The following is a 2,624-nucleotide window of genomic DNA, read 5'->3' as shown; positions in this document are numbered from 1 at the left end:
GCAATCTCGAAACGCTGGCCACCACGGCCGGCTGGGCGCTGCCGGATCTGCGCGGCGCGATCCTGCTGCTGGAGGCGGTCGATTGCATGCCGGGCCTTACCGACCGCATGCTTACCCTGCTTGCCAAGGGTGGCCATCTCGCCGGTGTCGCAGGCATTGCCGTCGGGCAGTTCACGTTGAAATCGCCGGAGAAGGCGGAAAAGATCGTCGATCTGGTCCGCGACCATCTGTATCGTCTCGGCGTGCCGGTGCTGGGCGGTTTGCCGTTCGGGCACGGAATGCGGGCCCAAAGCGTACGGCTTGGGGCCATGGCCCGTCTCGATGCTGATGCAGGAAGTCTGATCGTCGAAGGCTGAGGGATGATGCCGGTCAGCGGCTCGCCACCTGGTCGGTGTCCTTGGCGGTCAGCAGCGTATCGATCCGCTTGCGCTCCTCCTGGAAGCGCGCCAGTGCATTGCCCGTCAGCGACTTGCCACCCGGCAGGCGCACCTTCATCGAATCCACCTTGGTGCCGTTCACGATCAGCTCGTAATGCAGGTGCGTGCCGGTGGAGGAACCGGTCGAGCCGACATAGCCAATCACCTGGCCCTGCGTTATGCGCGCGCCGTCGCGGATGCCCTTGGCGATCGCGCTCTGGTGATTGTAGGAGGTTTCGTAGCCATTGGCGTGGCGGATGATCGTCTGGTTGCCGTAGCCGGAGGCCCAGCCGGTGCGTTCCACGATACCGTTGCCCGTCGCGATGATCGGCGTGCCGCGGGGCGCTGCCCAGTCCGTGCCCGTATGCATGCGCGAATAGCCGAGGATCGGGTGTCGGCGCATGCCGAAGCCGGAGGTGAGGCGTCCATTCGGAACCGGATTACGCAGCAGGAACTGCCGCACGCTCTTGCCGTCCTGGTCGAAATAATCGACCGAATTGTCTTCGGGATTCTGGAACCTGTAGAAGCGGATCATCGTGTCGCCGAAGCGGGCATTCACGTAGAGCAGTTCGGAATTCGGCCCCGCGCGCCCCTGCTCGTTGGCGGCAGAGAAGAAGGCCTCGATCGTATCCGACGGCTTCAGCTGCGCCTGCAGGTCCACGGTGCTTGCGAGCAGCTTCACCATGGTTGCCGTCATGTCGTTCGTCATGCCGTAGGAGAGGGCCGCGCGGTAGATGCCGTCGTAGACGCTCGGCAGTTCGCGGCCCGACAGCATGACCGGCGTGTCCTCGGAAAAGGCGCTGTCGACAGCATCGAGATGGATCGGTTCGGCGCCATGCACGAAGTGGCCCTTGTCATCCAGTGCAATCGTCCCGACATGCTGGCCACGCCGGTAGAGACTGGCGCGGAAGATCGAGACCATCTCGCCTTCCTGGATCAGGCCGATGCGTACGACGTCGCCCTCCTGCAGGGCGGTCCCGCCGGTTTCGCGTCCGAGAACGCCGGCAATATCGTCGGCCTGAGTCTTCGGATAACCGACGGCCACCATCGAGGCCGCCATCTCCATCGGCTGGCGGACTGGAATGACATCCTCTGCATAGTCGCGGGTATTCGGTGTTACCGGTTCGGGTGCGGTCACCGACATGTTTTCCTCCACCACTCGGGCAGAGGGTGGCGCGATCATCGGCATCACGTCGTCATTGCCCTCGAACCGCTGAGGATCGACATAGGTGAGGGCGGAAATCTGCGTGGTGCCATCTGTCAGCACCGATCCGTTGGTGCGCACGTTTTCCTCGACTTCGTCCTGCGTCATGCCGGGCGCAAAGGGCAACTTGGCATCGGAGGTGGGGAAAGCGGCCGTCTGCAGGCTGACCTCGGATTCGATCGCGGAGCCATAGATGATGCCGGTGCTGGGCTTGTCTGCCGCGCCGTCATTGTCGCCGCTGGAAAACACTGTTAGCGGATCGAAGGGGGGATAGCTTTCCTGCGGCACATGATTGGCCGCAAGCGTCATCTTCACATGCGAGAAAGGCTGGCGGCGCAGCACTTCCTTGGCACCCTCCTTCACCATCGTGGCCACTTCCAGCACTTTGCGGTCGGTGGGCATGGCGATCACATTGCTGGGCAGCAGCCGTCGACCGCGCGAGACGCTGTCGCTGTCACTATGTACGGGAAGCGTGGCATAGGCTTCGGCCGGTATGGCCAGCTGCTGGCGTCCGTCGAGCGCAGCAAACAGGGCGACACCCATCAGGACGGACGACGTGATGCCGGTGAGGAATGTGCCTGACAACCAGCGCAGCGAAATCTCGCGCCGGTCGGGCGCCCGTCGTCCGTCGGCCAGGATCGGCGCCTCGTTCCCCAGGGAGGGCAAGATGCTGCGAGACGTCGTCATTCCTGTCGTATCATCCCCTGTTGCCTTACCGTCATGATCTTGAGCGGGAAGATGTGCCGAATTCACGCGCGGGAGTCAAACCCGGCGGTCCAAGCTTTCCCCCGCCGCTCCCCGAAACGGCCGATTGCATGGCAATCAACAACGACGTCTAGAGAGGGAATGTGGAAATGTCGCGGCAGGGCGAGCGGTGGCTTCCGCATCCACCTCGGCTCCTCGGCATGCGCTCGTTTTCCCCTTCGCCGTTTGGGTATTTTGGGATTGTTTGGGTCTGGTTTTGGGATGATTTTGGAATTTCTGTTTGTAATCAGTGTGTTGTG

At 62.7% G+C, this 2,624-nt stretch carries 1 protein-coding gene and 1 pseudogene; one reads left to right on the top strand and one right to left on the bottom strand.

Features of this window, described 5'->3' with window-relative positions:
• Positions 1-356: pseudogene (locus tag FNA46_RS25065) on the top strand (S66 peptidase family protein); the annotation flags it as partial.
• Between the two features lie 13 nt (positions 357-369).
• Here the strand turns inward: FNA46_RS25065 and FNA46_RS25060 are convergent.
• A complete protein-coding gene (locus FNA46_RS25060; protein ID WP_143127967.1) occupies positions 370-2,307 on the bottom strand; it encodes a M23 family metallopeptidase in 1,938 nt (645 codons plus the stop codon).
• Between the last annotated feature and the right edge of the window lie 317 nt (positions 2,308-2,624).

Source organism: Affinirhizobium straminoryzae (genome assembly GCF_007004135.1).
Lineage (GTDB): Bacteria > Pseudomonadota > Alphaproteobacteria > Rhizobiales > Rhizobiaceae > Neorhizobium > Neorhizobium straminoryzae.
Note: the sequence above shows the minus strand (reverse complement) of the source record. Positions and strands in the feature narration are given on the sequence as shown.